This is a genomic window from Chitinophaga horti (assembly GCF_022867795.2).
GTDB classification, from domain to species: domain Bacteria; phylum Bacteroidota; class Bacteroidia; order Chitinophagales; family Chitinophagaceae; genus Chitinophaga; species Chitinophaga horti.
This window is the reverse complement of sequence record NZ_CP107006.1, coordinates 941,380-965,292: the sequence shown is the minus strand read 5'-3', so window position 1 is coordinate 965,292 and position 23,913 is coordinate 941,380. Positions and strand designations below refer to the sequence as shown.

Below are 23,913 nucleotides of genomic sequence, written 5' to 3'. Positions count from 1 at the left end.
TCCTTATATACCTAAAACTTGATTAGGTCATTGTTAATGAGGGGATTACACTACTTCACACGATTCTGTTCATCCTCTATCCCCGTGCGGCGCTTGCGGGCTTCTTTTACGTTCATGTTCCCGAAACGATAGGTAAAGCTTACACGCAGCTGCCGGCTATCCCAGCGGTTCGACAACCTTATTTGCTGACCACTGGCCTCGTAGGTACCCGAAAAACGGTTGGTATTGAATACGTCGTTCACGTTCACCCGCAGGGTACCCTGCTTTTTTAACACCAGCTGCTGCAGGCCAATGTTACCCGAATGCATCGCCCTCATCCTGAACAAACCCTCATTCGTCACCTGTGGCGAGCTATAGTAGTAAGAAGCCTCCGCGCTCATGCCCTTCGTGATCTTAAACGTATGCTGTGTCTGACCAAAGAAACCGGCAGACGCCCGGTCGATCTGCTCCCCGTCCACCACGGTCTGGAACCGGTTGTAGAAGGCGGAAATGGTTACAAAACTGTTCCACCACTTCGTGATTGGAAAGGGAGCAGAAATGCCGAGATTAAAGTTGTCGCGCTTGGCCACGTTCATATACTTGTACTTCAGGATGGTGGTATCCCCGGTCTCAAAATCCTCATCAGCCTCAATTACCCTGGTAATCATATCTTTCGTATGGGTATAACCGAGCGAGGTAGTCAAAAACTGCCTGAAGGTATGGTTCACCTCGAAGTTATTGGAATACTGCGGCTTCAAACCCGGGTTGCCACTCGTTTTCGTGTACCGGTCCAGGTAAAACTCGAACGGGTTGAGGTTATCATAACTCGGGCGCTGCAACCTGCGGCTGTACGACACGCCCCACATATTTTTCTCGTTGGCCGTATAGCTCAAAAACACGCTGGGAAACAAGTTGAAGTAACTGGTGTCGTTCACTTGCGCAGTGGTCATCTGGCTACCTTTCACATTACTTTGTTCGCCCCGTAAACCCGCCTGTACGCCCAATTTCTTAAACTGTTTAGAGAAGTTGATATAGGCGGCATTCACATTCTCTTCATAAATGAAGTGATTCGAGCGGTTGGCATCAAACTCCCACTGCTGCAACTTCAGCGAATCAAAACGCGCGTTGTTGTCCGATTTCACAAAGCTCACTTTAAACCCAGCTTCCAGCTTAGCCCCGTTCTTCAGCGGATGCACGTAGTCGGCCTTCGCCGTGCGGATCTCGATGCGCGACGGCTGCTGGCTCCGTACCGTATCACCATGCATATAATGCTTCAGGTCTGGACCGCGAAAAGCACCTTTCATCAGGTTACCGTTTTGCTGGTCGGTACGGCTGAAATCAAGGTCGATGTTCAACTCTTTACCGGCGGAGTCCAGTCGGCCTTTGTAATTCAGGTTAAAGGCGGTCTGACTAAAGTCACGGTCGTTTTCCGAATTGGTAATAAGGTTACTGTCAATCGCCAGCCCATCGCCCATTTTAGTGATACTGCTACCCGGTCCTTCCCACACCCGCTTATTAAGATCAGCCATCACACCGATCGTATGATGCTTGTTCAGGAAATAATCCAGTCCCAGCTTAGTGTTATGCGCGTGCGATGACTTATCAATATAGTTGGCCTGGTCAAATATCACCTGGCGGCCCTGGTCCATACTTTTACGGTACACTTCCAGGTTCTCGAAGTTGCGGTTATAATTGTAGTTGTAGGATGCAAATGCGTTGAGGCGCTCGTTACGATGGTTCAGGTTAAAGCTGCCATTCGCTTTCGGTAGTTTACCCTGACCATACACCAGCGATACATTCCCGTTGGTGCCGTAGTTTTTGTTCTTTTTCAGTTTGATGTTAATGATCCCGGCGTTGCCCGCTGCATCGTATTTGGCGGAAGGATTGGCGATCAGCTCTATCTGGTCAATGTTAGAGCTGGGCATGTTTTTGAGCAGCTGGGCAACGTCCTGGGAGGTCATATTCGTAGGTTTCCCGTCTATCATCACGATGACGCCTCCCTTTCCTTTCATGGAAATGTTATCGTCTTTATCTACCTGCACACCGGGTGCTTTTTCTAAAACTTCCATGGCGGTGCCTCCGGCTGCTACGATACTGTTCTCCACATTCACCACCATCTTATCGGCTTTTTGTTCGATGAACGGCCTTTTACCGGTCACGTTTACTTCTTTTAGTTTCTTAACATCCTCTCCCAGCAACAAAGCCGGCAGCTGAAAGGGCGCGTTTTTTACTTCGAAGGGCTGACTGAAGCTTTTCTTCATTCCCATATTTACTGCGGCAACCAGGTATTTACCGGCGGCCACCTGTTCAAATTGATACTTTCCATCGATATCGGCCACCGCTCCTTTGGCAAGGGTCGAGTCCTTGGCCTTTAACAGAGTAACGGTAGCGAACGGTACCGGTTTGTTGTCTGCCTGGTTCACCTGTCCCGTCACTTTCGTTTGGGCCAGGGCCGGCATTGCAGTTGCGAAAACAAGCAACATACTAAGGGGCAACATTTTAGAATGACGTTTCATATAAGGCGGATTTATGAAATTGATAAACAAAGTGTCTGTGCTTGGCTAAGTTCCTTTTATTAACAATTACAGTGTAAAGGTAGGTACTTTGCAATGCATAGTACAATCCTTTACATAAATGGTCTATAAACAGTGATGATTGGTCGAAATGATCGGGGTGTTGCATTAAAGACGCTTCTTCTTTTCTTTTGTTACAAACTTTTCTTTCTCTTTTCATCCGCCGTTGCGACGCTCCGTTCATCGGCTGTGACGACTATTTAACTGGCATTCGTAGTGGACTTTGTACGGAGTAAGTGTAGGATTGCAGTAGAATTACAGTAGAATTAGTAGCTGGTTGTCGGGGTGAATTTGGCTGCCAACTATGGACTAACAGTAGAATAACTGGCTACTTTTTCAGTTTTTCATATCCAAAACCAGGTGTACACGCTGGTGAGATCATCCGAATTAAGGTTTACACCTGTTTACCAATTTGCCTGTTACATCCTGAAATAGGATCCCACCTTGGATGAAATAGCCAAGCTTAATAAAATTAATGAATCCACCTGTCTATAAAAAAAGCAGCCGCCCTTCCGGACGGCTGCTCGTATCTCAAAATATCGCTTTATTAAAAGGTCATACTGCCTACTACATCTGGCAACCGCTGTTCGATGAGCGGATACACCTCCTCCTCTTCACGAAGGATGTGCAGTTCCAGCTCGCGGGCAATGTAGTCCATATCCGCTTCCAGGTCTTTGCTTTCCATCAAGCCACCGTAGATCGTAGATATCTGGCGGTGCTGGGTTTGCAGCTCCTGGATAGCCTTATCAATTTCAGGGTCGCGGCCGGCGCACGCTTCAAAAAGATAATCCTCTTTCTGAAGGTGCGGTACCATCACCTCTTTAAATATCTTCACGACGAAGTTCATTTTAGCCTGCGGTTCTAAGGGATAACCTTCCTGGGGCACCGCATCTGACTTCAGATACCGGCACACTTCCAACAACCGCTTATGCTCGTGCGACAGGGGCACAAGATTGGGATGACGCTGCATATAGTTCTTAACGGGAAACTGTTTTCTTATGTAATGTAGTGCAATACCATATCAGTACGGCGCCTGTTATCACCATCGCGGTAGAAATAAGCTCCGCCTGCGTGGGATGAAATCCGAACAGGTCATACTTTGTATTCACCCTTATCTTCTCAATAAAGAATCGTTCCAGCCCATTGAAAATCAGGTAAATGCCGAATATAACGCCTGGTATCGTCACCCTTCGTCGTATTGTCCAAAGAATGCCGAACAGAAAGAGACAGGCAATGATCTCGTATAAGGGCGTGGGATATACCGCTACGGGCAGTACATGGCAATATTCGCTGTCGCAATTGGCCATCGGCATGCCGCGATTAATGACGTTGTGCGGGTATCCGTAAGCGAAAAACCAGTCGGGTAAAAACGCCAGGGAGTTAGGCTTTACAAAAGCATGTGCATGCACTTTGTCCATACCGCCAAACTCGCCCTCAAAGAAGGAGGCATGATCGTGCAGGCGTTGCTGGTACTGCTCGTCCGTAATACGCTGCACAACACCGGTGCTGTCCGGGGCATATGCGTTATTGAGAATACCCCAGTCACCGTCGCCCGAAAAGTGGCAACCCATCCTGCCAATAGCATAAGCCAGCATCAATGCCGGCGCAGCGCTATCGATCAGGTGGCGGGTAGAAATGTTGCGCTTACGGGCGTAGTAAATGATTACCACGGCGGCAAGGATCAAACCTCCATAAAAGGTAAGACCGCTCGCAGAAAATATCGAACCCCATGGATCGGCTACGAAGTCGCTCCAGTTTTCTAAGTTGTGAAATATCTTTGCGCCTATCAATCCCGCCAGCGCAGCCAGTACCGTAAAGTCGGGCACACGCTGATGCGGCATGATGGTTACTTCTTCTTTCCATTCCTTCGCCTTCAGCTCTTCCGGATCCTTCGGGCGTCTCACCCACTTGATGCCGGCTACCACGGCCGCCGTTGCAATACCCAACCACAGGCTACCCTGGGTAGAAAGCAGCAGCTCGCGGACTTCCGCACTGCTCATATTGCCTTGTATGAGCACAAACATGCCCAATACTTTGTATCCTATCAAAAACGCGATAACTGCACTCCAGAGCAACCCGGATTTAAAGTCGCCCCGTTTTCTCACAGCCATGCCGGTCATGCCCTTCAGCCAGCCGAGCTTCTCACGGCGTTTTAATTCCTGCGTGAGTACCCAGGCGCCAGCCAGGAAAGCTACCGCTACAAAGAAACCAAAGGTTTGAAACAGCTTGAAAAATGCGTGACTTGTACCGAAGAGATCCTTAAAAACGTAATAAAGATTTGGATACATAGGCTATAAAAAAATTTGGTGATCTGAACTTTCCTATGAACAAAGCCGAATTAGGTCAAGAGGAAAAAATCAAACCACCAAAGTACGTTGGGAAAATTCAAATCCCAAATTTCTTTCACATATAAGCAGTTAATTTTTTATGTATGTTAACTGCTTTTTGAGAAGATATTAATTAACAAAATTCTTCGAAAGCCTGCAGCAAGCTACCTGCAATCACCTGTGGAGGACGACCCTCGATCATGTGACGCTCGATAAAGTGCACCAACTGGCCATCTTTAAACAACGCGATAGAAGGGGAAGATGGAGGATAAGGCAACAGGTGCTTACGCAACTCCTGTACTGCATCCAGGTCGTAACCTGCAAAGCTGGTAGTCAGCCTGCTAGGTTTCTTTTCGCTGGTAGCAACTGCCATCAGCACGCCCGGGCGTGCCGTGCCTGCGGAACATCCGCAAACTGAATTTATAACTACGAGGGTAGTGCCCTCTTTTGCCAGTACTGTCTCAACATCGGCAGGAGTCAGTAATTCTTCAAAACCGTTGTCGGTCAACTCTGCCTTCCTCGGCATAACTAATTCCGCTGGGTACATATGATTAATCTCCTTTTTTGCAAAGGTAATGATAATAATAAATAGAGTGACAACATCGATAAACAGCCATTATGTCATTGCATAATATAAAATTAAGACTTTTTGTCACTACAAATACATCAAAAATGACAATTATGCAAGTTTTTGGCCATTGGTATTTGGTTTGATTTATACCCGGCAAATGAGCAAACGCTCGATAACAATTAAAAACCTAAAAAATTTATAGCTATGACACTCGTAAAATTTAATCAACGTCCGGTTCACAAATCATTCAACAACATCTTTGATGAAGTATTTGGCAACAATGGTCTTAACAAGTTTTGGAAAGACGACTTCCTGACACCCGACTTTTTCGCCACTCACCCACCGGTGAATATCCAGGAAACGTCAGAGGCCTACCTGCTTGACGTTGTAGCCCCCGGTTTCGAGAAGACTGATTTCAAACTGAATCTCGACAAACAGGTGCTTTCTATCAGCGTGGAAAAGAAAACTGAGAACAAGGAAGAAACAGAAAAACACATCCGCAGGGAATTTTCGACCCGCTCTTTCAAACGTTCATTTACGCTTGACGAGAACGTGGATGCAGAAAAAATTAACGCTAAATATGAAAACGGCGTGTTAAAGGTAACCTTGCCCAAAAGAGAAGCTAAGCAGGAACCTGCAAAAGAAATTGTAGTTGCATAAGGGATAGATTACAGTGATGAAGTGTTCGGGGCCGATTTGTATCGGCCCCTTTTTTATACCTCTTTATGAGTATTGCGCCGGCCGCAATTTCACACGAAAGTATAACGGGCAGCCATGCTAATTGACCTAACTTCCCCTACCAGTAATTTTAACCATAGACACTTTCTACCGTCAGCAACGTACTTATGAAGCGGATCCGATTATTAGCCGTCAGCATCTATCATGCAGCCGAACAAGCTGCAGTCGGTGCGTATTTGCACAAAACGGCCGATACCCGCGAGCAGTCTAAAATCAAGATGTTGTTCGACTTCATCTTCTTTCATCTGCTCTTACTGGTTCCCCTCACCTTCGTGTTAGTGCTGCAGCAGGATACTTTTCACCTGCTACTGGGTGCCGCCTCGGTCACACTTTTCCTGGTGAGCTTCCTGGTACTTAACAATACCAGGTGCCATTACGCTGCCGCTATGATCGCCGTACTCAACCCGATGCTGCTTAGTATGGCCTCGTCGTTCGCGAGCCAGCAGGACCTGTCTACCATGTACGCCATGATCTGGATACTCAGCATCCTGCTCGCCCTGTTCACGATCGGACTTCGTGCCGCCCTGGGGTTATCTGTGGTGCTCTGCCTTTACCTGTCACTCATCACTTGTATCAGGTTATATGACGTACCGGTGTTTGTCTTACCGCAATATTCTGCAGATCGCTCTGCACTCTTCAACCCGATGCTTACTGCCTGTTATGTATTGCTGATGATCCGGGTACTTGGCCACCATTACCGCAATGTCGCCTACCTGGAGAAACTGCAGGCCCGGGAAAAACAAAAGCAATTCTCAGAACTCATCAACCAAAATCTTACTAAACAATTCCTGATCTTAAAAGGCTTGTCCCGCTCAGGACAAACGGAGTTCCAGGAAGGGCGCACCGAGTTGCTGGACGAATGCTTTGCCGAAATAGAACGACAGTGCGATTCCGCCATCGGTTATCTGAATACAGAGAAATAGCACGCACCTATTCACAATTCTTCCTGCGCGTATCGATCAGGTGTACAATCTTCCATCCCGTAGCCAGCTTGACCAGCTGAAATGAATTAACGCCGCAATGCTGCAGCTTATCTCCCAGGTAAAACTTATAGGGCGTCCACACGGAAGCAAGTTTTCCATCCAATAAAATTTGGGAGAAGGTGATACGCTCATCCCACACGTCCGTGTGAGGCGTACCAATGGCTTTCAGAAAGCCCCCGAGGTCGGCCGTGGAAACTTTTACCGGCGCGTCATTACGGTCAACAATCGTTTGCAGCAACGCTTTATCCGCGAAAACCCCTCTAACGACGGCACTGTCGCCCTTTCTCATACCTTCAAACATTTGCTGGATAACGGTTTTCACTTCTTCTTGCGCTGGAGTCTGCGCTACTAGGCTATTTACGGCGAGCATAGCTTTAACGAAAAGAATAGGTAGTGTAAATTTCATAAATATAATTTGGGTTTAATCTAATCATAAAGGGTATCATTCTTAACGTGTTACGTGCTATTGACTGCAACCGATTTTCGGTATAAAAATGACACTTTCGGGTATTTGTCGGAGCAGCGCGCGGATGTACCTTTGTTTCATCATCAGGGATTTACCTGAATTACACTATGCCTTTAGAGTCTGCTATTTATCCAACTTGTGAATTGTTCCATTTATCCTGACTATGAATTAAGGCGTTCTATTTTCCTAAGCTATGATTTATTCCGTTTGTCCTGACGATCTATGAATGTTCGAAATCGTGTTCTATTATCCAAGCTATGTCTATGACTTTTTAGTTTTACGTCTCTACTATGAAATTAATGGGTCTTCCTTCATTGGGGGACCTATTCTTTTTTAAACTAAGTAAGGAAAACCGGGGCATATCAGCACATGTATTGTGACAGGCGGGAAAAAAATATGCCCCTCGAAAAGTCGAGGGGCCGCGTGTGGATTACTAACCCATTTTTTTAATAACCCAAAATCTTAAGCATGCTTTGAGCTGTTTGCTCTTTTGCGTATAGCCAATCTTTTAATTGTCCGTTTTTGTCGTACCCAACAATCACGTGCTTCGGCGAAGGGATCAGGCAGTGCTTGATGCCCCCGTAACCACTGAGTTGGTCCTGGTAAGCGCCCGTGTGGAAGAAGCCGATATAAAGCGGCTCTTTTTCACTGGCCGTTTGCGGTTCTTTACCATTGGACGCCTTGGGAAGGAACACTGCGTTGATATGCTCTTCTGATGTATAAAAGTCATACCCATCACAGGTTAATCCACCCAGGTGTACTTCCTGGTACTCCTCGTCCCATTTATTAATGGGTAGCATCAGGAACTTTTCTCCTATGCCCCAGGTATCTGGCAAGGTAGTGATGAAAGAGCTATCGATCATATACCAGATCTCGCGGTCGTTCTGCATCTTTTCGCCAATCACACTATATATTACCGCACCACTCTCTCCTACCGTAAACGATCCAAATTCTGTATAGATATCCGGAACGGGTACTTTGTTCTTTTTACAAACACTTTTGATGTTGGCTACGATCTCGTTCACGATGTAAGCGTAATCATAGTCGAACCCAAGGGAGTGTTTGATCGGGAACCCACCACCAATGTTGATGCTCTCCAACTCCGGACAAATTTTCTTTAACTGGCAGTACAGGTTTACAACCCTGTTAAACTGGCTCCAATAATAGATATCGTCCTTGATCCCCTTATTCATAAAGAAGTGCAACATCTTTAGTTCGAACTTACTGTTGCCCTTCAGTTTATCTACATAAAATTCGAGAATGTCCCTGGAGCGGATACCCAGCCTCGAAGTATAAAAATCAAAGGTTGGTTCTTCTTCCGCTGCTACCCTCAGACCAAGTTTCACCGGATCTTTTGTCCTGATCAACTTGCTGTAGTCTTCCAGCTCCTCTTTATTATCTAACACCGGTATCACGTTACGGAAACCACTGTTTACCAGTTTGGCGATGGCCCGGGTGTAAGATTTCGTTTTGTAACCGTTACAGATAACGAAGGTATCCTTGGTTATCTTCTTTCTTTCGTACAGCTTGTTAATGATGTCGATGTCGTACGCGAAAGAGGTTTCAATATGAACGCCGTGTTTCAGGGTCTCCTCCATTATAAAAGAGAAGTGAGAACTTTTAGTACAATAACAATAATAATAGTTGCCGTCGTACTTGTTCTTCTTGATCGCATCCTGGAACATCTTCTTCGCCTTATTTACCTGCATCCCGATTTTGGGGAGATACGTCAGCTTGAAAGGAGTGCCATACTTGTCGATCAGTGCCTTTATGTTCAAACCGTTGAACTGAAGGTAACTCTCCTTCACATCGAAGCCTTCCTGTGGAAACTCGAACGTTTGGTTAACGAGGTCCGTGTAGGTGTTGTTCATTTACTGCTGAGAATGAATTTTAAATGAGTAAAAAAATCTAAACTTCAGGATAAATGTCCTTGATTTCCTGCTGAAAACTTCTGGTTTACACACCTACGTAAGTTCGTTTCCCAGCAATAGGCTGCAAATCTACTTTTTTATTCCATTGGTTTTCTAAAAACTTCGATCTTTTTTATGAAAGGGTGAACCGTTCTCTAAAATCCTACAAACCAAACAATTGCATGACTTTGGCGGCGGTCGTTCCACACCAGCCCGGCGCGTCCCGACCCTGCTGCCGGCGCACGCGAACAAAAAAGGTAAAATAGCATCAGTCCGGGAGAACCCCGCCTGGCAATATGCGTTGCCGGACACCTATATTGTAATGACTTCAGACAGACCAATTGCGCAGCCGGCTCGCCCAAGCCCGCTCCCCCTCACAAGCCAGACACAAAAGTTGACTACCCGTCTTTAACTGATTGCGTAAGTTACCCAAATCAAATAGAACATCCGAACCCCTGTCTTCAGGAGCTATGCCTACCTGGAGAATTGTCATGAAAAACGAAATTAAACTGCCTGGCATCGAAAGACCATTTTACTCCCCCACCGAAATGAGCATCGAGGGAAAATGAAAACATGTATTCATGCAGCGATGTCTTCGCTTACCGACGTGCCCCTAATCTCCTAAACATCACGCAGCCATTTGACTGCATATCAGCGGGGATGATTTAAGCATTTTTCAACACCTCGATCGAACGCTTGCCTTCACAAAACAGCAGATCTAAAATGCTCAGGTTTCGGAGGAAGCCGACCCGTTCCTGGAACACCTGGGTATAGTTAGTGATACCTGCCTGTTCATCCTGATCACCCGGTGGCGTAAACCGGTCACGAGCATCAGTCACATTTACTAACTCTTCAGTCGTTTGATATTGATCTGTAAAAATGGCAGCTTTCTCAAAACCGATGCGTTTGTTAACCCACTCGAAACAGGCCTGATTCCAATCCAACAAATATTCAAACTTCTGCTCATATAACGACTGAAGGTCTTCCTCGAAATATTCAAACCAGGGCGACCGACGATAGGCCGATACCAAAGTTTTCCAATGCAGGGCCTGCCAATTTTCGGCATCGCTGATCTTAACATCCTTCATGATCGTCCGCTGATTTTTCCCTTTTACGAGCGGGACGCTTAAAAGTATACGGCCATTTGGTCCGGCAATGTAGCAGCGGTTCCTAAAACTTACTTTCTGGTAGTGTTCATATCTCTCAATCTTCAATATGTCAACATTAATTAAAGTTTTATAACACTCAATAGGCGGAAAATATTGAGAATCAACCAACAAAGAAGTCATTTTTAGTCCTTCTGACATAGTGTCTGAGTTTTTAAATTTAGATGTCGAAATCAATTATAAATGGTTATATGAAATTAAATATTAAGCTTGCAATTAAATGACTTAACCCTTTGTTTAACAGCTCATAGAATTAAATAAAATATGCTACTATCTTTAGTAAGATGTCAACTTCTTCCAAAACCAATTTCTATGCAAAAATACTAAAGTAATTAGTAGATTTTTTAGTTCATTTTCAGCCAATTTTATTTGAAGTAAAATATCAAATAGATACCCTTCCCCGACCCGCCGAAAAAGCTGAGAAAAACGCGTGGAAAATTGAGATGCTAAAAGCTGAGTTTGCCGAAGTAGAAAATCGATGGGACTCCCGGAGCCACCGGCTACCAAATTTTGGAGAAGATGAGCTGTAAGTGTTTCGTTCGAACGAACCCAGGCAGTCGGATCAGGACAACGATAAGGAGGAACCAGATCAGCCAAAAATGGCCCATTTCGGCACCTATTGCTCTGCGACATTATGTCACATTTTGATATTTTCGGTCGTTGATTTCGCTATAACACATGTAGGCGAAAAACACATATATCCGGGTAAAAGTAGGCATCATATTACAAATATCGACCTTGTGTTACAGGCCGGACACATTAAATATAAACAGCATGAAAGGAGAACTAATTCAAATCAAGCCGGCGAACAAGCAGGATCATATTTGATTTTTTAAAAACATATCGGGACCTGAAAGTGCGATTCCGAAAAATGGAGGGTGGCATTAAATAGGCGATCAAGCCCACACACATAGAAGAAATACTTTATAAATACACTACTTACAGGCAAGCTAATCACAGTAAACGCATAATACATTTTCAATATTCGTCGTAATAATTTTAGCTCCTATCTATTCAATAGTTTAAAAAGTCGCGTTGAAAATTTTCGTTTTTATCATTTCAAGACCAGTCAAACAGGGAAAAACGCCTTCGACATATTTAATATTATAGGTATATGCCTGCCCGAATTGTCATGATTTTTCAAGTTTCGAAATCACGTTTTCCACTTTTTTGATGATGCTAAAAATCGCGATAGGGTCTATTCGGGATAATAAGATGGACAAGTTCGCTGTAAACATATTTTCGCTTTTTTTTATACTTACGCGCTATTTCTCATGTCACAGTGTTCGAATTTTGACGTCAGCATCCATTCTAACTATGTGGATTTTAAATCCAAGGTTGGAGCAAAGCACAATTTTTTTGACACGCGATGCACCGATAAAATCCTAAAATTGATGAAATTTTACCGCCTCATATTTGGGCCTAAACGGATGATTTTATGGCTTTTGATGTCTCCTAAGGTTCTACTAAAGATGATTGGTTCAGTAGTTTTTGTAATGTGTTCACTAGAAATGTAGCGAATTGTGCATCGTTTCACTGCCGAAAAAGACATGAATCGGCGCCCGGTAGTTAGTTCAATGGCAGCGAGTTTACGACTCCGGCAGCTAAAATAACAGATGATTTTACAGCTGAATATTTACGTTTTTTATAATATTGAAGCAATAAAAGACGCGCGAACTGCCTCACCTATACCTATAAACAGCATTAACTAATCTCCTTTTCCAACACCATAAAAACCCAGTTTGTTACTTTACGGGGATGTCAACAAGCCGATTTCTCGTAGATAGCCAGCCAATATTTATAATAGTATGTGCATTAGAAGAGTTTCTAAAAACGCGTGATCAACCTCTCAAAACCACATTATTGTATCGCTTTTCCTGCAAAGCGGCCCTTTTGGGGTAACATTGCCAGCTTTTAAAAATGCTCAGTTGGGCTTATTTTTATGATATGAGAGCTTTAAAACGCATTTGGCCGAACGAACATTTTGAATAAAGACGAGGTCTGGCAGCATCCAAACTTCGGACACAAATGATTAACTTTCGGATCTTTAGATACGGCGCAAAGGCAATTTCCAGGCCGATGAATGATAGGATTCCCTTAATAAACACATCGTCCAAATTACCGTCAGACAACAATTGACCACAACCCTTAAAATCTTTTGTCATTATACATTTCAAAGATTCTCATCAAATCGCGTAAGCTGTAAATCATTGTTAAACCCACCCCACTCCTGCTAGAAATTGGAAAATACGGCGTAGGTTTGGGCGCAAAATCCCGACTTAAAAAAGACGTTTTCTGATGAAGCATACCCGCCTGTTAATAGTTGTACTCGCCGCCTGGGCCAGCATGAGTTCCTGCGAAAAGATGAAGGACCTGGAGTTTATAAACGTGGCTAACTTTGGCCTGGATAACCTCGGTTTCACTAAAAGTGTAGTGCGCATGAGCATCGCTTATTACAACCCAAACGGTTTCAACCTGAAGCTGAAAGAGGCAGATTTCGACCTGTTCCTGAATGATGTAAAGGTGGGTCACTCCAGCCAGGATACCTTAATATATATACCAGCGAAGGATACCTTCTACTTCCCGGTGAAGATGGAGGTGGACATGTCGAACGTGTTCAAAAACGCCCTTACCGCCCTGGTGTCTAAGGAGGTGACGATCAAGGCGAGCGGTAAATGTAAGGTAGGTAAAGGTGGGGTATTCCTGCCGTTTCCGATCAAATGTGAAACGAAACAGCAACTGGGGCTTTTCTAAACAGCCTCTCTTTATAACGTAAAAGCCGGTCACTCCCAGGGAGCGACCGGCTTTTGTGCATAAAAAATGGCCGCCCTAAGACAGGCGGCCCTTACTATTACTCTATACTAATACTTATCCCTTTTTCTTCGGCTGTCCACCACCGTCTTCAGGCTTCTTGCAGCAGGTGGGAAGCGCTTTGTAAGCATCTTCGGCCGCTGTTACGTCGTCCGCATCATAGCCGGTATTGGCGATCGCCGCTCTCAAGTTCTCTACGTTGGTACGGTCTGTATAATACTTCATCGTAGTGGTCTTCTTTTTGAAATCGACCTTGCAGGACTGCACACCTTCCTCCTGGTACATAAACCGTTCGATGGTTTGCTTACACATCGCGCACTGAACCGTAGGGGTTTTAATCACTACAGTAGCCAGGGTGCCTTTCTTGGCCTGGGCCATTGTAGCGCCCATTCCCACGAACATAAACACGAGCAATAATCTAATGATACGCATAAATAAATTGAATTTTATAATCTAATATACAAACAAAAATTCAAATATATCACTTACCCCAGGTGCTTGGCGACGTTCTCCAGGAATTTAACGTTTCCTGTTCCGCTTCAGACACCAGGCCTTTCTCTACCGCCAGCTCGATAAGTGCATTGTAGTTACTCATAGAACGGTAAGAAACGCCCGCCTCTTCCATCGCTTTTACCGCGATATCGAAGCCATAGTTAAAGATAGATACCATACCGATGACGTTGCCACCTTCCGCACGGATCGCCTGCACCGCTTCCAGGCTGCTTTTGCCCGTGGAGATCAGGTCCTCGATTACCACAACACGCTGTCCGGCCTCCAGTACGCCTTCAATTTGCCTGCCCATGCCATGCTCTTTTGGCTTGGAACGAACGTAAATGAACGGCAGTTTAAGCTGATCCGCTACCATGGCCCCGTGCGGGATGCCCGCAGTCGCTACGCCCGCGATCACATCGGCTTCCGGAAACACGTCGAAAACAATGTTACTCATCTCCGACTTGATATAATCCCTAACATAAGGGTAAGATAAGATCTTACGGTTGTCGCAATAAATAGGCGACTTCCAGCCAGAAGCCCAGGTGAAGGGCTCCGATGGACTCAGCTTTACGGCTTGTACCTGTAACAGTTTCTCTGCTACCTGCTTTTCACTTACTTTGTTCATGACCGCAAAAGTAAAGCAAAATGCAGAAAAGGCACTACTTGGAATTTGCTACTTTTGCACGCATGCAAACACCCATTGTCATCTATATAAACGAACGATCGCTTCACATCGTATCACCCGACACAAATATCCCCGGCGACCTCCCATCCTTTAGCGAGCCGAACGATGCTGCCATCGCGGATGTACTGGAAAAAATGGAACGGGATGCCCTGCCCGGCGCGATCCTTCGCACAGCAGACCCGGCCAGCCTGTTCAATCAAGTGAAAGCAAAATATACGGTGCTGGAAGCAGGTGGTGGACTCGTCACCAACCCCGCCGGCGATGTACTCATGATCTTCCGCCGCAACAAGTGGGACTTGCCCAAGGGGAAATGGGACGACGGCGAAACGATTGAAGAGTGCGCCCTACGCGAAGTGAGGGAAGAAACGGGCTTACACTCGGTTACCCTGGGCGATAAGATTACCGAAACCTTCCATTATTATTCCCACAAAGGCAAGCGAGTACTCAAACACAGCCACTGGTACGCCATGCACTTCACCGGAACGGAGCTGACGGTACCACAGATCGAAGAAGATATTATGGATATTGAGTGGGTGAAACAGGAAAATGTAGATAAGTACCTGAAATTCTCCTACCAGAACATCATCAATGTGTTTGAAGCATGGAGAGCGAAGCGATAAAAACACAGGAAGGTGTAACGCAGTAAACAAACACAGCGACTTATCCGGCCGCTAAAGGCACCCCATACATCATAAGCGTCACACCCGTCCCTCAAACAGTATAAAAAAAGCGGCGTGCCATTTCAGCACGCCGCTATATCTTAATCTTACGTTCGATTCTTTTCCTGTAACACCGCTGCTGTCAGCCTGTTGGTACACAATAACTTATAAAAAGAGAGTACCACCCGGCGGCGCTCTATCTTAATCTTCTGTTTGATTCTTTTTCTGTAGAACCGCCACCGTTAACCGGCTTATACACACCAACTTATGATGGTCGTCCGTAATCCGGATGTCCCAAACATGGGTGGTAGCACCCAAATGAAGCGGTTTGGCGATCGCGTGCACGTATCCTTCCCGTACACCACGAACGTGGTTGGCATTGATCTCCAACCCCACTGCCAGCTGCTTTTCAGGATTTAGAACAAGTGCAGCGGCCACACTACCCACCGTTTCGGCCAGTGCTGCGGAAGCACCACCATGTAATAAGCCGTAAGGCTGCACCGTACGGTGGTCCACCGGCATCATGGCACGCAGGTAGTCCGGACCGATTTCTGTAAACTCCATGCCCAGATGCTCGCCCAAAGTACCCTTCCCGTTCTCGTTCAATTGCTCGAGCGACACGTTCATCGAATGCCAGATTGGTTTCATGATATGCTGAATTATGCGTTCCTGATTGTTTTTAATACCGGCTCGGGCACAAACTGACTGGCGTCGCCCCCATTCCGGATCACATCCCGCACCAGTGTTGATGCTACGGTGCTGTAGCGTGGTGAACAGGTAAGGAAGATAGTTTCGATGGAATCGTCCATCATCCGGTTCATATCTGCAATGGCCTTTTCGTACTCGAAATCGCTCACATAACGAATGCCGCGGAGGATGAATTGTGCGTTTACCTTTTTACAGAAATTAACTGTCAACCCTTCATAAGAAGCCACTTTGATCTTCGGCTGGTCTTTGTAGATCTCTTTGATCCAGGCCACACGCTGCTCTACGGAATACATCGGTTGTTTACCGGCGTTTACGCCAATGCCGATAATCAGTTCATCGAACAGGTCGATGGCGCGGTCGATCACGTCGGTGTGTCCAAATGTAACCGGGTCGAAGGTGCCGGGAAATAAACAGATGCGTTGCATGGCATTAAGGTTTTCTAAGCTCCTCACGGTTGATGAACACCGAGAAGATCGTCGTACCATAATTTCTTTCGGTACGGTAATAGGAAAATTCTTTATAGTTATTGCGAGGCGTATGCTCCAGCACAAACCAACCTTCCGGGTTCAGCAACTGCCGCTCAAAAATGATCTTTGGTAATTCGTCGATGGTATCCAGCGCGTAGGGTGGACCAGCGAAAATGAAGTCGAACTTATCGGTACAATGCTCGAGGTATTTAAACACATCCATCCGCACCAGTTTCAGCTTCACGCCTAACGAGTCCGCCGTTTTCTGGATAAAGTTCGCCATGTTAGGATCTTTCTCTACGATAGTTTGATCCGCTGCCCCACGCGAAGCCAGCTCGTAGCTGATAGCCCCGGTGCCCCCGAATATGTCCAGTGTCTTAAGAGCAGTTATATCCAGGTTATTCTCGATGATGTTGAAAAGGCCTCCTTTCGCGATGTCGGTGGTAGGCCTGGTATGTGGCATATTGGTAGGCGGATTAATCCTCCGGCCTCCCAGCTCGCCGCCAATTATACGCATAAGGCTAGTGCATACAGGTTATGGAAATGGTGCGAGGGAACTTCCTGCATCTTTGCGAGGAAAGAGAAACCGTCCGGCCGCTGCACCCACGACAGTTTAGGTATAAACTTATACAGCTCCTGGTATACCTGTGAATGTTCTTCCAGCGCGCCGCCGAGTTTCACCCGCACGTCCTGCTCCGATAGTTGCAGCTGGCGCAGGGCATTTACAGCATAGTACACTACATCCAGCCCGCTTTTATAGGTGAATTGCTGCTGCAGTAAAAGGTTACCGGAGGAATATAAAGTGAGTGTAAATTTCTGTTGCTGTACTTCGATAAATACTGTGCCGTCCGGGCTGTGAATGTCCGGGTCCTGGTTATAAGCTTTGAGCAACGCGGTGTGCGCGTGTACTACTTTATCGGTAGAAAACTCTTTACGTAAGAAACCCAGGATGTCTTTATCGGTAGCATATACGTTTACCATGCCAAGTTCAGGCAGCGTATCCGTGAGTACGGCTTCCTGCATTTTTTCCTGGTGGGCAACGTGCAGAAAGTCTTTTTTCAGTTGTGCGCCGTAAAACATTTCGGGTACCAGCGTATTGTCGGCCGTATCGAAAGCGAGCAGCACTTCTTTAAAGGCAGTGAGCAGCAGTTTGTCTGCATCAAACACCTGTTCGATCATTTCCAGCTCCGCCACCGCACCGGTAGCAGGCTGAAAGCTGTAAGACTTCAATGCCAGGAACTTCCGCATTGCGGCGGTGTACACGGCATAGCTGAAAGTGCCCTTACCAACCAGTACCACAAGGTGGCAGGTAGTGAGGTCTGTTTCCAGCAAACTGGTGTCATCAATCGCAAAAGTGGGTTGTATCGTGTAAGCCACGGGCATATATGGTCTTTTGTAAGGCACAATAATAGGCAAAATTGTTGAAAACTGCCCCGAAATGGTGGTCTGTAAAAGGTTTAAGTATCTTTGCGGCATTAGTTATATGCGAGTAGATACATCGAACAGACAGGTGTTCAAAATAGCGGCGCCCATATGGCTGGCGCTCATTATACCCCAGATCAATCACATGACCAACGTCGCCTTCCTGGGGCGGCTCGGACAATTCGAAATGGCGGCGAATGGCATTGCTGGGTTGTATTACCTGGTGATGTACATGATCTCTCATGGGCTCAACAACGGTATGCAGATCCTGATCGCACGCCGGGCGGGAGAAACGAACTATCCGGGCATCGGCCGCCTGTTTGGCAGCGGCATCTGGCTTGGGCTGGTGTTCGCGTTCCTCGCGATAGGCGTTACTGCCGTGCTGGCCCCTATCATCTTTGCCAGCTCCCTGCACGACCCGCAAATCCAGGAAGCTGCGCTCTCCTTCATCCGCATTCGTATGTGGGGACTACCTTTCCTCATGATGATGGGACTGGCCAACTCATTTTATATCGGCACTACGAATACCCGCATTCTCGCGGTAACGTCTGTATTCATGGAGTTTACCAATATCGGGATGGATTATGCGCTCATCTTCGGTAAACTCGGCTTCCCGGCGATGGGATTGAATGGCGCCGCCTATGCCTCTATCATCGCGGAATGCACGGGGTTCGTCACCGCTTTCGCCATGCTGTTCATCCTGAAATATCATAAGCAGTTTCACCTGTTTCAATACCTGCGGCCGCAGTTCGCCGCTATTCGTTCTACACTTACTGTAGCGGCGCCGCTCATTGTACAGTACCTGTTCGCAGTGGGCAGCTGGCTGGTGTTCTTCATCTTCATCGAACACCTGGGACAAAGGCCCCTGGCCATTTCCAACATGATGCGCAGCCTGTTCGGCATACTGTCGGTATTTATATGGGCGCTGGGGTCTACGGCTAACACAATGGTGAGTAATCTCATTGGCCAGGGCCGCGAGTTTGAAGTGACCGGTATCATCCGCAAGATCGCGGGCTACAGCCTGGCCTGCGTTTCGGTGGTTTGTCTCGTGGTAAACCTGTTTCCTCACCAGTTGCTCGCCATCTATACACCGGATGCCACGCTGATTCAGGAAGCCCTGCCTTCTGTCCGCATGCTAACGGCCAGTATTCTCACCACGGCGGTGTCGTCGGTGGTGTTTAGCGGGGTAACGGGTACGGGCAACACGAAGGTGAACCTGCTCATCGAGTTTACGGCAGTAATCCTGTACCTCGTATATTGTGAAGTGGTAATCGAACAATGGCAAAAGCCCCTGCACTGGGCATGGGGCTCTGAATTTATTTACTGGATCACCGTATTGGTGCTGGCTGCCTGGTATTTGAAGAGTGGAAAATGGAAGGGGAAGCAGTTGTAAGTCCCCAGGAAATGTTGCAAACGCGGAGACTGTCGCGGAAGTTGGCTTCCCTGCGGTCGCTATGACGAATAGATAGATCGCTCCAATCTCCGTAATCACTCGCGCTGAGACTGCATACGAGACTGACCTCCCTGCGGTTGCCATGACGAATAGATAGATCGCTCCAATCTCCGTAAATCGCCCGCGCTGAGACTGCATACGAGATTGACCTCCCTGCGGTCGCCATGACGGCAAGAGAAAAGCTTCATCGCGGCTACTGCAATCCTTCCAACATCTTTTTCGCCTCTGCCTTCGTTTGCACATCATCCTGGAAAACCGGGCGCACGCCGTTCACTTTCTTCAGTATCTCCATCGCTTCGGTATCCTTATTATCCTGATGGTAAGCGATAGCCAGGTCATAGTAGTTGATGATGTAACCAGGTTTCAGCTTACGGCATTTTTCATAATTCGCGATCGCGTCCTGGATGGTGCCTGGGGGAACGCCGCCGAACAGCACCTTGGCGGCCGTACGTTCCAGGCTGCTCATGTTCGCCAGTTCGAAGTTCCATTTGCCTAACAGGTGGTAAGCCTCACCGTAATCGGGATTAAACCGGAGGGCCAGGTCCGCGTACTTCTTCACCTCTTTGGCGGCGGCTACTTTTTCTTTTGCGGGGGATATGAGACCAATCCGGCCTAATACCACTGCCATCGCAAAGTTGGCCTGGGCATTGGAGGCATCGGCCTGCAACGCCTGTTCGGCATACGCCTTCGCTTCATTATATAACGTTTGTTTCGCTTCTTTATCTTTCTGCCGGAAGCCTTCTTTTACGGCCAGCAGGCTTGATTGTACCAGCGCGGGTACATTAGCGGGTTGGATCTTCAGTACTTCTTTGTACTTCTGTAACGCGCCGGCTTCGTTCATCTGTTTCTCCAGCGCCTGCGCTTCGGCCTGTAGATCTTCCACCGTTTGTGCTTGCAGGCTGAAAGCAGTAAGCACCGGTATCAGCAGGAAAAAAATGTTTTTAAACATAGGACGGGTTATTTAACGGTAATAAATATACGGGAAGTATCAGTAATTCTTTTCAAGCACTACGAGCGAATTGCGGATTTCCGCGCCCATGGGCGGGTTCATTTTACGGAGTGCTACTTTGGTCTGACTAATATTCGGGAACCGGCGGTGGATGAGGTCGGAAATATCATACACGACCTGTTCCAGCAGTGGTTGCGGTACCACCATCGCTTCGCGGGCAATGTCGTACAACGCAGCGTAGTTCACGGTTTCGGCCAGTGCCTCTACCTGTTCCGGTTCGGGAAAACTTACATAAATATCGAGGAGAAAGTCGTTGCCCAGAACGCCTTCTTCGGCATAAAAACCGTGGTAGGCGAAAAAGCGGAGTTGTTCCAGGGCTACCGTAAGCATAACGCAGGCTTTTTATAAGAAAGGAAAAGGGAAAAGGCCGGAACCTCTTCCCTTTATGGAAAAATTAGTGATGTTCTTTTGCGGAAAGGTAACGCTCTGCGTCCAGTGCAGCCATACAACCGCTACCTGCAGCCGTTACGGCCTGGCGGTAGATTTTGTCCTGCACGTCGCCGCAGGCGAATACGCCTTCGATGTTAGTTTTGGAAGTACCGGGAACCGTTTTGATGTAACCCTGTTCGTCCATTTCCAGCTGACCGTTAAAAATGCCTGAGTTAGGCTGGTGACCGATCGCTACGAAGAATGCGCTCACCGGGATCTCGGTTTTAACGTTCGTCTGGTTGTTCACCAGTCTTACCGCCTCTACCTTGTTTTCGCCCAGCACCTCATCGGTTTCGCTGTTCCAGTATACCATGATGTTGGAAGCTTTCAGTACCCTGTCCTGCATTACTTTAGAAGCACGCATTTCGTGCCTGCGCACGATCATGTGTACGTTAGAGCAAAGTTTAGACAGATACAGTGCTTCTTCGGCCGCGGTATCGCCCGCACCTACGATCGCTACCTCTTTGCCACGGAAGAAGAAGCCGTCGCACACCGCACACGCGGATACGCCGCTACCATTGAGGCGCTGCTCGCTCGGGAGGCCCAGCCATTTGGCAGAGGCACCTGTAGCGATGATCAACGCATCGGCGGTAATGGTCTTTTCTTCGTCGATGATAACGGTAAACGGTTGTTTGGACAGGTCTACCTTCGTAGCCATACCAAAGCGGATATCAGCGCCCATGCGGGTCGCCTGTTTTTCAAAATCTACCATCATTTCCGGGCCCTGAATGCCTTCGGGGTAGCCGGGATAGTTTTCTACTTCTGTGGTAATGGTAAGCTGCCCGCCAGGTTGAATACCCTGGTACAGCACCGGTTTGAGGTTTGCACGCGCAGCGTAAATAGCTGCGGTGTAACCGGCAGGGCCGGAACCGATGATGAGGAGGTGCACATGCTCACTTTGCGTGTTTGTTTCCATGCTGTCGTTTGAATAAATTGAATGATTGGTTGGTTTATTTTGGTATTATAATGGTCTTAAATTGTGCTGCGTAACCGCCCCAGTACCCTAAAGCTCCGTCTACATTGCCCAGCACTTTCACCGGCGAAGTAAACGGATTACCGGCCGCGGTAAAAGCAAAGTCCAGCGTTCGCCAGAAATCGAAGGTGCCTTTGTCGATGTTACAGAACTTCACCCGCACCGTATCGCCACGGAAGAAGAACCCATATGTATCAAGGTCCAGCTTCTGGCTCCTGTCAAACCCCGCATCTACCGGGATGTTAAAGGTGGTGCCGTTCACCACCTGGTCGTCGGTGACGGAGTTCAGTCCGGGTAAAAAGCTCTGCCGGTTGCGGGCGGTAAAATACCTTACGTAATTACCACGCTCCGGCGGATCTGTTGCCCGTACGACGATGCGCACCTTACTGGTATCGTCCCCGTCTGTCGGTTCCCACCACAGGCTGTCCAGCTTCAGGTCGTTCGCCGGTATCGTGGTGGTGGCGTCGTACACCTTGCCTTCCGCTTCGATGTGCAGCGTGTAGGTGGTATTAAGCGCCCCCGGAAAATGGTGGATGCCGAAGCCGGATCGGCAGAGTAGTAGTAAATGCGGAGCGAGTCGCTCACCTTTACGCTATACTCCCTGAGCCGGTGCGTGCGGATGCCGTTGGATACGGTGATTACAGCGCCGTGAATGTAAGAACTTTCGAGTATGCCAGGCGTTATTTTCGAGTAGAAATCCAGGCTCCTGCTGAGGGAAACCCGGGGATACTGCCCGTTTTCTATCTGCCCTTCCACTACCAGCTTACTTTCCCTGTCGAGCAGGTCAATCTCCACCGTGCGTTCGCAGGCGGCAAAGAAGATGGTGATGAGGAAAAGGAAGTGAACGCTACGCATAACACAGTTTGCAAAAATAACAGGTCTTAGGTAGAAATGAGAATATTGGCCATTAAAAAACGCCGGCCGTGTAAAAACAGGCCGGCGCTTAAACCATTAAAATATTTTCTGATATTGCCTGTTTAACCCAGATAGGATTTCAAAGCGCCGCTATAACGTGCTTTCTGAAGGCGTTTGATAGCTCTTTCTTTAATTTGACGAATCCTTTCTTTTGTCAGATCATATTTCTGCCCTATCTGTTCGATAGTGGCGCCGTTTTCTCCATCCAGACCAAAATACGCGTTCACAATCTCGGCTTCACGGGGGCTGAGTGATTTCAGCACCCTGCGGATCTCCTCGCGAAGGGAGTCGCGCATTACATCGTCGTCGGTAATATCGCCACCTTCCAGCAGGTCGCCCATAGCTACGTCTTCGGCTTCATGTACTGGTGCGTCCAGTGACATATGGCGGGTGTTGCTCTGGAAGATATTGTTGATCTCCGATTCTGACATTTCCAGGATTTCTGCGAGTTCCTCGGTAGAAGGTTCACGCTCGTTCTCCTGTTCGAAAGCCATATAAGCTTTGTTAGCTTTATTATAAGTGCCAATTTTGTTTTGCGGCAGACGAACAAGACGACCCTGTTCGGCCAACGCCTGCAGAATGGATTGGCGAATCCACCATACTGCATACGAAATGAATTTAAAACCTTTGGTTTCATCGAAACGCTGGGCTGCTTTAATCAAGCCAAGGTTACCCTCGTTGATCAGGTCGCTCAGGCTGAGCCCCTGGTGCTGATATTGTTTAGCAACGGACACAACGAAACGTAAGTTGCCTGTGGTTAATCTTTCAAGAGCCTTTTGATCGCCCATTTTAATGCGCTGAGCCAACACAGTCTCTTCCTCCGGAGTTAACAAAGGGATCTTCGAGATTTCCTGCAGGTATTTTTCTACCGCCTGCGAATCACGATTGGTGATCTGGGTGGCAATTTTAAGTTGCCTCATATTTTAAAGTATTGGTTTAGAAAAATGTATAACACTCAAAAAAAAATTTTGTTGTAATTATTTAAATGTTATACCTTACAATTTGCTATAAAAAGCCTGCAAAGATCGTGCTAATCCCACACGTTTCCAAATAACTTCACTCCTATCTCTTCTCATTAAGCAGCTAATAACAAAATACTGAATCAAAACGTAAAATTATAGCCTTTTATTAAGTATTTTGAGTGCTTTAAACAAATTTTAACAACTGAAAAAGAACG

The 23,913-nt window shown here is 47.0% G+C and carries 24 protein-coding genes; 5 read left to right on the top strand and 19 right to left on the bottom strand.

Annotated features, from left to right (window positions below):
- Window positions 1–50: 50 nt before the first annotated feature.
- The 4 genes from MKQ68_RS04085 to MKQ68_RS04070 form a co-directional block, all read right to left on the bottom strand.
- On the bottom strand, window positions 51–2,495 hold the full coding sequence (locus MKQ68_RS04085) for a TonB-dependent receptor (RefSeq protein ID WP_264282193.1): 2,445 nt from the start codon (window positions 2,493–2,495) through the stop codon (window positions 51–53).
- Between the two features lie 604 nt (window positions 2,496–3,099).
- Complete coding sequence (locus tag MKQ68_RS04080) at window positions 3,100–3,522, bottom strand: hemerythrin domain-containing protein (RefSeq protein ID WP_264282192.1); 423 nt, start codon at window positions 3,520–3,522, stop codon at window positions 3,100–3,102.
- Window positions 3,523–3,529: 7 nt separating this feature from the next.
- Window positions 3,530–4,840, bottom strand: coding sequence for a prolipoprotein diacylglyceryl transferase (locus MKQ68_RS04075; RefSeq protein ID WP_264282191.1), 1,311 nt, complete (start codon window positions 4,838–4,840; stop codon window positions 3,530–3,532).
- A gap of 172 nt (window positions 4,841–5,012) precedes the next feature.
- Entirely contained in the window at window positions 5,013–5,405 is a 393-nt protein-coding gene (locus MKQ68_RS04070) for a BrxA/BrxB family bacilliredoxin (RefSeq protein ID WP_285892326.1), read from the bottom strand.
- Window positions 5,406–5,654: 249 nt separating this feature from the next.
- On the opposite strand from MKQ68_RS04070, the gene MKQ68_RS04065 reads away from it, so the two are divergent.
- Entirely contained in the window at window positions 5,655–6,110 is a 456-nt protein-coding gene (locus tag MKQ68_RS04065) for an Hsp20/alpha crystallin family protein (protein WP_264282190.1), read from the top strand.
- Between the two features lie 185 nt (window positions 6,111–6,295).
- A complete protein-coding gene (locus tag MKQ68_RS04060; protein WP_264282189.1) occupies window positions 6,296–7,111 on the top strand; it encodes a hypothetical protein in 816 nt (271 codons plus the stop codon).
- 7 nt (window positions 7,112–7,118) lie between these two features.
- On the opposite strand, the gene MKQ68_RS04055 is transcribed toward MKQ68_RS04060, so the two are convergent.
- The 3 genes from MKQ68_RS04055 to MKQ68_RS04045 all read right to left on the bottom strand — a co-directional run bounded on the left by MKQ68_RS04055 (window position 7,119) and on the right by MKQ68_RS04045 (window position 10,854).
- Window positions 7,119–7,577, bottom strand: a complete 459-nt coding sequence (locus MKQ68_RS04055) for a nuclear transport factor 2 family protein (RefSeq protein ID WP_244841507.1) — start codon at window positions 7,575–7,577, stop codon at window positions 7,119–7,121.
- Window positions 7,578–8,083: 506 nt separating this feature from the next.
- Entirely contained in the window at window positions 8,084–9,508 is a 1,425-nt protein-coding gene (locus MKQ68_RS04050) for a type III PLP-dependent enzyme domain-containing protein (RefSeq protein WP_264282188.1), read from the bottom strand.
- A gap of 704 nt (window positions 9,509–10,212) precedes the next feature.
- Window positions 10,213–10,854 (bottom strand): WbqC family protein, encoded by a 642-nt coding sequence (locus MKQ68_RS04045; RefSeq protein WP_244841515.1) that lies wholly within the window; start codon window positions 10,852–10,854, stop codon window positions 10,213–10,215.
- Window positions 10,855–13,011: 2,157 nt separating this feature from the next.
- Between MKQ68_RS04045 and MKQ68_RS04040 the strand changes: the two genes are divergently transcribed.
- Complete coding sequence (locus tag MKQ68_RS04040) at window positions 13,012–13,467, top strand: LEA/WHy family protein (protein ID WP_264282187.1); 456 nt, start codon at window positions 13,012–13,014, stop codon at window positions 13,465–13,467.
- Window positions 13,468–13,581: 114 nt separating this feature from the next.
- Here MKQ68_RS04040 and MKQ68_RS04035 read toward each other — a convergent pair whose 3' ends face one another.
- Both MKQ68_RS04035 and pyrE read right to left on the bottom strand, forming a co-directional pair.
- The gene (locus tag MKQ68_RS04035; protein WP_264282186.1) at window positions 13,582–13,956 is read right to left on the bottom strand and encodes a heavy-metal-associated domain-containing protein; all 375 of its coding nucleotides are present in this window, start codon (window positions 13,954–13,956) and stop codon (window positions 13,582–13,584) included.
- A gap of 49 nt (window positions 13,957–14,005) precedes the next feature.
- Entirely contained in the window at window positions 14,006–14,641 is a 636-nt protein-coding gene (gene pyrE / locus MKQ68_RS04030; protein ID WP_264282185.1) for an orotate phosphoribosyltransferase, read from the bottom strand.
- Window positions 14,642–14,703: 62 nt separating this feature from the next.
- Here pyrE and MKQ68_RS04025 point away from each other — a divergent pair, with 62 nt between their 5' ends.
- The gene (locus tag MKQ68_RS04025) at window positions 14,704–15,321 is read left to right on the top strand and encodes an NUDIX hydrolase (RefSeq protein WP_264282184.1); all 618 of its coding nucleotides are present in this window, start codon (window positions 14,704–14,706) and stop codon (window positions 15,319–15,321) included.
- Window positions 15,322–15,561: 240 nt separating this feature from the next.
- On the opposite strand, the gene MKQ68_RS04020 is transcribed toward MKQ68_RS04025, so the two are convergent.
- From MKQ68_RS04020 to MKQ68_RS04005, 4 genes are read right to left on the bottom strand one after another with little or no spacing between them, the layout of a single operon-like run.
- Window positions 15,562–16,008, bottom strand: a complete 447-nt coding sequence (locus MKQ68_RS04020) for a hotdog fold thioesterase (RefSeq protein WP_264282183.1) — start codon at window positions 16,006–16,008, stop codon at window positions 15,562–15,564.
- Window positions 16,009–16,019: 11 nt separating this feature from the next.
- Window positions 16,020–16,493, bottom strand: a complete 474-nt coding sequence (gene coaD / locus MKQ68_RS04015) for a pantetheine-phosphate adenylyltransferase (protein WP_244841524.1) — start codon at window positions 16,491–16,493, stop codon at window positions 16,020–16,022.
- Window positions 16,494–16,497: 4 nt separating this feature from the next.
- Window positions 16,498–16,998, bottom strand: coding sequence for an RsmD family RNA methyltransferase (locus tag MKQ68_RS04010; RefSeq protein WP_264282182.1), 501 nt, complete (start codon window positions 16,996–16,998; stop codon window positions 16,498–16,500).
- A gap of 44 nt (window positions 16,999–17,042) precedes the next feature.
- Window positions 17,043–17,918 (bottom strand): DUF3822 family protein, encoded by an 876-nt coding sequence (locus tag MKQ68_RS04005; protein ID WP_264282181.1) that lies wholly within the window; start codon window positions 17,916–17,918, stop codon window positions 17,043–17,045.
- A gap of 100 nt (window positions 17,919–18,018) precedes the next feature.
- On the opposite strand from MKQ68_RS04005, the gene MKQ68_RS04000 reads away from it, so the two are divergent.
- Window positions 18,019–19,350, top strand: a complete 1,332-nt coding sequence (locus tag MKQ68_RS04000; protein ID WP_264282180.1) for an MATE family efflux transporter — start codon at window positions 18,019–18,021, stop codon at window positions 19,348–19,350.
- Between the two features lie 253 nt (window positions 19,351–19,603).
- On the opposite strand, the gene MKQ68_RS03995 is transcribed toward MKQ68_RS04000, so the two are convergent.
- From MKQ68_RS03995 to MKQ68_RS03970, 6 genes are all read right to left on the bottom strand, one after another.
- Window positions 19,604–20,359 (bottom strand): tetratricopeptide repeat protein, encoded by a 756-nt coding sequence (locus tag MKQ68_RS03995; RefSeq protein ID WP_264282179.1) that lies wholly within the window; start codon window positions 20,357–20,359, stop codon window positions 19,604–19,606.
- A gap of 39 nt (window positions 20,360–20,398) precedes the next feature.
- Window positions 20,399–20,749: a dihydroneopterin aldolase gene (gene folB / locus MKQ68_RS03990; protein WP_264282178.1), complete on the bottom strand. Its 351-nt coding sequence runs from the start codon at window positions 20,747–20,749 to the stop codon at window positions 20,399–20,401.
- A gap of 64 nt (window positions 20,750–20,813) precedes the next feature.
- Entirely contained in the window at window positions 20,814–21,764 is a 951-nt protein-coding gene (gene trxB / locus MKQ68_RS03985) for a thioredoxin-disulfide reductase (protein WP_244841540.1), read from the bottom strand.
- A 34-nt stretch (window positions 21,765–21,798) separates the two neighbouring features.
- On the bottom strand, window positions 21,799–22,293 hold the full coding sequence (locus MKQ68_RS03980; protein ID WP_264282177.1) for a DUF4249 domain-containing protein: 495 nt from the start codon (window positions 22,291–22,293) through the stop codon (window positions 21,799–21,801).
- The gene (locus tag MKQ68_RS03975) at window positions 22,254–22,676 is read right to left on the bottom strand and encodes a DUF4249 domain-containing protein (protein WP_264282176.1); all 423 of its coding nucleotides are present in this window, start codon (window positions 22,674–22,676) and stop codon (window positions 22,254–22,256) included. The genes MKQ68_RS03980 and MKQ68_RS03975 overlap by 40 nt, the downstream gene beginning before the upstream one ends.
- A gap of 122 nt (window positions 22,677–22,798) precedes the next feature.
- On the bottom strand, window positions 22,799–23,656 hold the full coding sequence (locus MKQ68_RS03970; RefSeq protein ID WP_012793808.1) for a sigma-70 family RNA polymerase sigma factor: 858 nt from the start codon (window positions 23,654–23,656) through the stop codon (window positions 22,799–22,801).
- Window positions 23,657–23,913 lie beyond the last annotated feature (257 nt).

Coding starts and splice junctions, on each gene's coding strand:
- MKQ68_RS04065 (WP_264282190.1), top strand. CDS start 5,655: ATGACACTCGTAAAATTTAATCAACGTCCGGTTCACAAATCATTCAAC.
- MKQ68_RS03975 (WP_264282176.1), bottom strand. CDS start 22,676: ATGCGTAGCGTTCACTTCCTTTTCCTCATCACCATCTTCTTTGCCGCC.
- MKQ68_RS04055 (WP_244841507.1), bottom strand. CDS start 7,577: ATGAAATTTACACTACCTATTCTTTTCGTTAAAGCTATGCTCGCCGTA.
- trxB (WP_244841540.1), bottom strand. CDS start 21,764: ATGGAAACAAACACGCAAAGTGAGCATGTGCACCTCCTCATCATCGGT.
- MKQ68_RS04050 (WP_264282188.1), bottom strand. CDS start 9,508: ATGAACAACACCTACACGGACCTCGTTAACCAAACGTTCGAGTTTCCA.
- MKQ68_RS04040 (WP_264282187.1), top strand. CDS start 13,012: ATGAAGCATACCCGCCTGTTAATAGTTGTACTCGCCGCCTGGGCCAGC.
- MKQ68_RS04025 (WP_264282184.1), top strand. CDS start 14,704: ATGCAAACACCCATTGTCATCTATATAAACGAACGATCGCTTCACATC.
- MKQ68_RS04000 (WP_264282180.1), top strand. CDS start 18,019: ATGCGAGTAGATACATCGAACAGACAGGTGTTCAAAATAGCGGCGCCC.
- MKQ68_RS04075 (WP_264282191.1), bottom strand. CDS start 4,840: ATGTATCCAAATCTTTATTACGTTTTTAAGGATCTCTTCGGTACAAGT.
- folB (WP_264282178.1), bottom strand. CDS start 20,749: ATGCTTACGGTAGCCCTGGAACAACTCCGCTTTTTCGCCTACCACGGT.
- MKQ68_RS04010 (WP_264282182.1), bottom strand. CDS start 16,998: ATGCCACATACCAGGCCTACCACCGACATCGCGAAAGGAGGCCTTTTC.
- MKQ68_RS04005 (WP_264282181.1), bottom strand. CDS start 17,918: ATGCCCGTGGCTTACACGATACAACCCACTTTTGCGATTGATGACACC.
- coaD (WP_244841524.1), bottom strand. CDS start 16,493: ATGCAACGCATCTGTTTATTTCCCGGCACCTTCGACCCGGTTACATTT.
- MKQ68_RS03970 (WP_012793808.1), bottom strand. CDS start 23,656: ATGAGGCAACTTAAAATTGCCACCCAGATCACCAATCGTGATTCGCAG.
- MKQ68_RS04060 (WP_264282189.1), top strand. CDS start 6,296: ATGAAGCGGATCCGATTATTAGCCGTCAGCATCTATCATGCAGCCGAA.
- MKQ68_RS04045 (WP_244841515.1), bottom strand. CDS start 10,854: ATGTCAGAAGGACTAAAAATGACTTCTTTGTTGGTTGATTCTCAATAT.
- MKQ68_RS03995 (WP_264282179.1), bottom strand. CDS start 20,359: ATGTTTAAAAACATTTTTTTCCTGCTGATACCGGTGCTTACTGCTTTC.
- MKQ68_RS04070 (WP_285892326.1), bottom strand. CDS start 5,405: ATGCCGAGGAAGGCAGAGTTGACCGACAACGGTTTTGAAGAATTACTG.
- pyrE (WP_264282185.1), bottom strand. CDS start 14,641: ATGAACAAAGTAAGTGAAAAGCAGGTAGCAGAGAAACTGTTACAGGTA.
- MKQ68_RS04020 (WP_264282183.1), bottom strand. CDS start 16,008: ATGAAACCAATCTGGCATTCGATGAACGTGTCGCTCGAGCAATTGAAC.
- MKQ68_RS04035 (WP_264282186.1), bottom strand. CDS start 13,956: ATGCGTATCATTAGATTATTGCTCGTGTTTATGTTCGTGGGAATGGGC.
- MKQ68_RS04080 (WP_264282192.1), bottom strand. CDS start 3,522: ATGCAGCGTCATCCCAATCTTGTGCCCCTGTCGCACGAGCATAAGCGG.
- MKQ68_RS04085 (WP_264282193.1), bottom strand. CDS start 2,495: ATGAAACGTCATTCTAAAATGTTGCCCCTTAGTATGTTGCTTGTTTTC.